At 64.0% G+C, this 6,284-nt stretch carries 4 protein-coding genes and 1 pseudogene; 2 read left to right on the forward strand and 3 right to left on the reverse strand.

Annotation, left to right across the window (positions count from 1 at the left end; translation table 11 throughout):
* Positions 1–42: 42 nt before the first annotated feature.
* Together PVZ72_RS16710 and PVZ72_RS16715 are read left to right on the forward strand one after the other, a co-directional pair.
* A complete protein-coding gene (locus PVZ72_RS16710; RefSeq protein ID WP_273862521.1) occupies positions 43–3,180 on the forward strand; it encodes a CusA/CzcA family heavy metal efflux RND transporter in 3,138 nt (1,045 codons plus the stop codon).
* A 91-nt stretch (positions 3,181–3,271) separates the two neighbouring features.
* Positions 3,272–3,478 carry a hypothetical protein gene (locus tag PVZ72_RS16715; protein WP_273862522.1) on the forward strand — a complete coding sequence of 69 codons (207 nt, stop codon included), beginning with the start codon at positions 3,272–3,274 and terminating at the stop codon, positions 3,476–3,478.
* Positions 3,479–4,044: 566 nt separating this feature from the next.
* On the opposite strand, the gene PVZ72_RS24085 is transcribed toward PVZ72_RS16715, so the two are convergent.
* From PVZ72_RS24085 to PVZ72_RS16725, 3 genes and pseudogenes are all read right to left on the reverse strand, one after another.
* Positions 4,045–4,416 carry a methyltransferase domain-containing protein gene (locus PVZ72_RS24085; RefSeq protein ID WP_337960393.1) on the reverse strand — a complete coding sequence of 124 codons (372 nt, stop codon included), beginning with the start codon at positions 4,414–4,416 and terminating at the stop codon, positions 4,045–4,047.
* A 70-nt stretch (positions 4,417–4,486) separates the two neighbouring features.
* A pseudogene (locus PVZ72_RS16720) lies at positions 4,487–6,111 on the reverse strand (methyl-accepting chemotaxis protein).
* Between the two features lie 77 nt (positions 6,112–6,188).
* On the reverse strand, positions 6,189–6,284 hold a 96-nt coding region (locus tag PVZ72_RS16725), incomplete at its 5' end, for a hypothetical protein (protein WP_273862523.1).

Consider the following 6,284-nt stretch of genomic DNA (forward strand, 5'->3'; position numbering starts at 1 on the left):
CTGGGCAAGGGCTCGGCCGAGCACTCCCACTAAGGGCGCATCATGTTCGAACGTATTCTTCGCTTCGCCATCGAGCAGCGCTGGCTGGTGCTGCTTGCCACGCTCGGCATCGCTGCACTGGGGATCTACAGCTATCGACACCTGCCCATCGATGCGGTACCGGACATCACCAACGTCCAGGTGCAGATCAACGCCGAGGTACCGGGTGCCTCGCCGCTGGAGGTCGAGCAGCGGGTCACCTATGCGCTGGAAACGGCCATGGCCGGCCTGCCAGGGCTGGAGCGGACCCGTTCCTTGTCGCGTTCGGGCTTTGCCCAGATCAGCGTCATTTTCGCCGACGGGACGGATCTGTTCTTCGCCCGCCAGCAGGTGAGCGAGCGCCTGCAGGGCGCGCGCGAGGCCCTGCCGGAGGGCGTGGAAGTCAATCTGGGGCCGCTGTCCACAGGGCTTGGGGAAATCTTCCTTTGGACGGTGAAGGCCGCGCCCCAGGCGCGCCGGGCTGATGGCGAAGCCTATACGCTCACCGATCTGCGCGAGATCCAGGACTGGATCGTCAAACCCCAGTTGCGCACCGTACCCGGGGTGGCGGAAGTCAACACCATTGGCGGTTATGCCAAGGAGTATCAGATCGCGCCCGATCCCAAGCGGCTGGCCGGCTACCGCATCACCCTGGAGCAAGTGGCGGTGGCGCTCGAGCGAAACAACGCCAACGTCGGCGCCGGTTTCATCGAGCGCGCCGGGGAGCAGCTGGTGATCCGGGTACCGGGGCAGCTCGCCTCTGTCGAGGACATCGCCACCATCGTGCTCGCAACCGTGGACGGCATCCCGGTGCGGATCCGGGATGTCGCGAGCGTAGGGGTAGGGCAGGAGTCACGCGCTGGGGCGGCTACCGAAAATGGCGAGGAGGCGGTGCTTGGCACCGTCTTCATGCGGGTGGGCGAGAACAGCCGCGAGGTGGCGCTGGCAGTGGCCAAGCGCCTGGCGCAGATCAATCGCAACCTGCCGGAAGGGGTGCAGGCGATCGCCGTGTACGACCGCACCACGCTGGTGGACAAGGCGATCGCCACGGTACGCAAGAATCTCGTGGAAGGTGCGCTGCTGGTCATCGCCGTGCTCTTCGTCTTCCTCGGCAATCTGCGCGCAGCGCTGATTACCGGGCTGGTGATTCCGCTCTCGATGCTCTTCACCTTCAGCGGCATGGCGGCGAATCGGGTCAGCGCCAACCTGATGAGTCTGGGCGCGCTCGACTTCGGCATCATCGTCGATGGCGCCGTGGTGATCGTGGAGAATGCCATCCGCCGGCTGGCGCATGCCCAGGAGCGGCACGGTCGGGTGCTCGACCGCAGGGAGCGCTTTCAGGAGGTGTTCGCCGCCGCGCGCGAGGCGCGGAGGCCGCTCATTTTCGGGCAGCTGATCATCATGGTGGTCTATCTGCCGGTGTTCGCCCTGACGGGTGTGGAAGGCAAGATGTTCCATCCCATGGCCTTTACCGTGGTGATCGCCTTGGTGGGCGCCATGCTGCTGTCCATCACCTTCGTCCCTGCGGCCGTGGCGCTGTTCGTCACGGGTCGCGTGCAGGAAAAGGACAATCGACTGATGAGCGCGGCGCGGCGCGGCTATGCCGTCGCGCTGGATGCAGCCATGCGTCGGCGGCCACTGATTTTCGCCGGCGCTGGCCTGAGCGTGGTGCTGACGGTGCTATTGGCCCTGCGCCTGGGCAGTGAGTTCGTACCCAGCTTGAGCGAGGGTGATTTCGCGCTGCAGGCGCTCAGAGTGCCCGGTACCGGCCTGGGGCAATCGGTGGACATGCAGCAACGCCTGGAGCGTTCCATCCTGGATCAGGTACCCGAGGTGGAGCGGGTTTTCGCGCGTACCGGCACCGCCGAGATCGCCGCGGATCCGATGCCGCCGAACATCTCCGACAGCTATGTGATGCTCAAGCCGCAGGCGCAGTGGCCCGATCCAGGCAAGTCCCGCGAGCAGCTGATGGCCGAACTGGAGGCGGCAGCTGCGCGTGTGCCCGGTAGCAACTATGAGCTGTCGCAACCGATCCAGCTGAGGTTCAACGAGCTGATTTCCGGGGTGCGCAGCGATGTGGCGGTCAAGGTCTTCGGCGACGACATGGCGGTGCTGAACAAGACCGCTGCGGACATTGCCAGGGTGCTGCAGAAGGTCCAAGGCGCCGCCGAGGTGAAGGTGGAGCAGACCGGTGGGCTACCGCTGCTGAGTGTGCAGATCGATCGTGAGCGAGCCGCGCGCTACGGCCTCAATGTCGGTGATATCCAGGATGTGGTCGCAACGGCGCTCGGTGGACGCAAGGCTGGCACGCTCTTCGAGGGCGACCGCCGCTTCGATCTGATGATCCGCCTACCGGAGGCCCTGCGCAGCGACCCGGCGGTGCTGGCGCGCTTGCCCATTCCATTGCCTGCGGTGGAAGGCCGTGTCGAGTTCATCCCGCTGGCCGATGTGGCGCGCCTGGAAACGGTGCTTGGGCCGAATCAGGTCAGCCGTGAAGACGGCAAGCGCCTGGTGATCGTCAGTGCCAATGTGCGGGATCGGGACCTGGGTAGCTTCGTGGCGGATGCCACCGCCGCCATCACGGACCAGGTGCGGATTCCAGCAGGCTACTGGACCAGCTGGGGCGGTCAATTCGAGCAGCTGCAAGCTGCCGCCGCCCGACTGCAACTCGTGGTTCCGGTAGCGCTGCTGCTGGTGTTCGTGCTGCTGTTCATGATGTTCGGCAATCTGCGCGACGGCCTCGTGGTCTTTACCGGCATTCCCTTCGCCTTGACGGGCGGGGTATTGGCGTTGTGGTTGCGGGACATTCCCTTGTCGATCTCGGCCGGTGTGGGCTTCATCGCACTGTCGGGCGTCGCAGTGCTCAATGGCTTGGTGATGGTCTCCTTCATCCGTGGCCTGCTGGAGGAGGGCAAGCCGCTGGATATCGCCGTGCGCGAGGGCGCGCTGGTCCGCCTGCGGCCGGTGCTGATGACTGCGCTGGTGGCCTCGTTGGGCTTCATTCCCATGGCCTTGGCCACCGGCACCGGGGCGGAGGTACAACGCCCGCTAGCGACCGTGGTGATCGGCGGCATCCTGTCCTCCACTGCCCTGACACTGCTGGTCTTGCCTGCGCTCTACCACAGCGTCCTGCGCCGTCGCGAACAGCCCCCGGCAGGATGACAGGATTGTAATGCGCGGCTCATCCTGGCGTTAGCCGCGCCCCTCTAGAGTGACCCCCATACCCACGCTGCACTCTAGAAGGAGAAACACCATGCCGTTCCTTAAAACTGCCCTGTTTGCCGCTGCCCTCGCTGTGGCCCACGTCAGCTATGCCGCAGACGGCAGCGAGCGTTCGATCTCGCACAACGAAGACTTTCGCGATAGTCAGGCGGCGCTCCAGCAGCACCGGGAGATGCACGAAACGCTGGCGAAAGAGGAGCGTCAGTCTCGGCAAGGAGCCGTCGAGGCCACTAACTAGGGCCGCTAGGTCAGGAGCGGCCGCAAGGTCGCTCGTCGCCACGGATGGCACGAATCGGCAAAGATGGACGTAACTCGCCAGCTCACGTCGAGGCGCCCGGTATCCGCTGACCGTATCAGGCGACGGACATGCGCCCAGGCGCCGAACATCGCGGCGCCGAGGTGAATGCCCCTGGACTTCCGACGTTCGTCATCGAGGCGCCGTTGCAGGGTGTCTATACCGATCTCCTCGGGCGCCGCTACGCCGAGCGCCACAATGCCTGGAAGACAGGCCTTGAAGATGCTTCCAAGGGCATCGGCCTCATCAGGGGGCTGCACCCCAGGCGGCGCGAACCGCTTCCACGTTCAGACCCGCGTTGGTGGGACTGCCGTGGAGATTGACGCCTAGCTGCAGAGCCACGCCCTCACGAGTGATCCTCTGCTGGATCCAGCCTTGAACTTTCCGATGCAGTTCGAAACCTTCCAGGCTGGCAGGCGTCAGCGTACTGTCCTGCTCCTGAAAGATCATCAACCTGTCGGATTGGAGTCGCTCTGCCAAGGCGGTTGCCGCAGCAGTGTTATTGGGGCTTATACCTCAGTACTCGACGTCCACGGTGGCGTCGAAGGTACCCAAGGATTCAGGCATGTCCGCGATGCTGCTCCGATAGAAGCATGGCGGTCTAGGCAGTGCCAATTCGGCCGCACGGCCCGTGCGGTGGCGAGCGCATCGTCGTCGTGATCCCTGCCGACAACTTCGCCCGGTTCACCGACCGGCTCGCCCAGCAGGAACGTGACATCGCCAGAGCCACAGCCGATGTCCAAATCCCACATGCCCTCGGTAATTCCCGCACTCCCTGGGGTTCGTCTGATCCAGGGAGGAGGGTAGCGGTTCTGGTCAGCGTGTCTCGAGTGCGGGATGTTTCGCCGACGCCAGCCGCAATCCGGCCCGGCCAGCAGCATGTCGAGTGCCACCCCGCAGGAGCATTGCCGGGAGTATCAAAGCCCGGCGCTGAGTTTATTGATCAGCTCCTCACACGCGGAATCGTCGAATCTGTCCGTTGAGTTCTACCGCCAACTGAGAGAGCTGCAGACTCGCCGCGCGAGTCTGCTCAGCTCCCGCGGCAGTCTGCACCGACAGATCACGAATACGCGCCAGGTTAAGGTCCACTTCGCGGGCCACCTGAGCCTGTTCCTCTGCGCCGCTGGCAATCATCAGGTTCCGCTCATCAATGCCCGACACCGATTGCGCGATGGTCTCCAAGGCCGAGTTCGCCGCCTGCGCCTGTTCCCGCGTCTGTCGTGCCTGGTCGGCGCTGGTCAGCAGAGCATCTACCGTCTGGCCGGTGCCCTGTTGGATGCTGCCAATCATCTTTTCGATCTCGCGCGTGCTGTCACCCGTGCGTTGGGCCAGGCCCCTTACCTCATCCGCCACAACTGCAAAGCCACGCCCGGCATCGCCTGCTCGGGCGCCTCGATTGCGGCATTGAGTGCCAGCAGATTGGTCTGCTCGGCTACCGAACGGATGACGTCGAGGACCTGGCTGATGTCGCGGGTCTGTTCGGCCAGTGCCTTGGCACGATCGCCGGCGCCCATGACGTTCTCGGTCAACGTCCCGATGGCAATCAGCGTTTTGCCCAGCTGTTGCTGACCATGGCGGGCTGTATCAGCGGCTTTGCGTGATTCGGTCGAGGTTGAAGTGGCGTTGCCGGCAACTTGCTCGACAGCCTGGCTCATCTCGGTCACCGCGGTGGCGGCCATCTCGATTTCGCCATTCTGCTGCTGCAGGCCAGTGGCGCTTTCCTGCATGACCGCGGTCATTTCCTCGGCGGCCGAGGCGAGCTGATTGGCCGAGTGCCCCAGGTGGCTCAGGGTGTCGCGAAGATTGGTCTGCATCTGCTGCATGGCGCGCAGCAGTTGGGCGGCCTCATCCTGGCCATGGGTGTCCAGGGTCTGGGTCAGATCGCCGCTGGCGATAGCCCTGGCAGCGCTCACGGCGGTATCGATTGGCCGAGTAATGCTCACGGTCAGGCGCCAGGCCAGCAACAGGGTAAGGCCCAGCGCGAGGCCGATCGCCAACCAGGTCACTGCTTTCGACTGGCCATAGGTAGCACTGGCGTGTTCGGAGGCTGCGTTGATGTCATCCTGATTGAACTTGCGCAGGGCCTCGGTGCTTGCGTTCATCTTGGCTCCTAGCTGGGCCAGGACTGTCTGCACCATAGTGCGGGCTTCGTCCATTCTGCCGGTGCCCACCAACTCGGCCAGCTGGTTGACACTATCGAGATAGCCCCGATAGGCCTGGCGCAGACTTTCGAAGGCCTGACGCTCCGGATCGGAGCCAATCGAGGCTTCATAGCGGTTGAATGCCGCCAGTATGGCGTTGTGATGGGATTCGAGCTGCTTGCGCGCATCGACGACAGTGGACGCGTCCGGGAAGGCTATCAGGCGCAACACTTCTGCTCGGGTAAAAGCCAACAGCAGGGCCAGGTTGTCAGCCTCGATCACACTCGGGACGCTGTCCGTTTCGATCTCCAGGCTTTGATCCCTCATTTGCGACATCTGCGTGATACCGAAAATGCCCACTCCAGCGACCAAGGCGGCTAGAAATCCAAAGCACAGCAAGCTGCGGCTGGCGATTCCGAAAGAGCGTAATGTCATGTCTTAGGTCCGGTTGGTGGTTGGTGAGCGGGATGCAGGTAGCGGCACCGGGTGGCAATCCAGTCAGCTAGTCACGCTCAAACCGCCGCGCTGCGCTGCTGGATTTCCTGGTGCAGGATGCGATCGTTCTCGGAGTAGTCCACCGGGCAGTCGATGACGTGGACGCCAGGGGT

Origin of the sequence: Pseudomonas sp. LA5 (genome assembly GCF_028640825.1) — a bacterium.
Classification (GTDB): Bacteria; Pseudomonadota; Gammaproteobacteria; order Pseudomonadales; family Pseudomonadaceae; genus Chryseomonas; species Chryseomonas aestiva.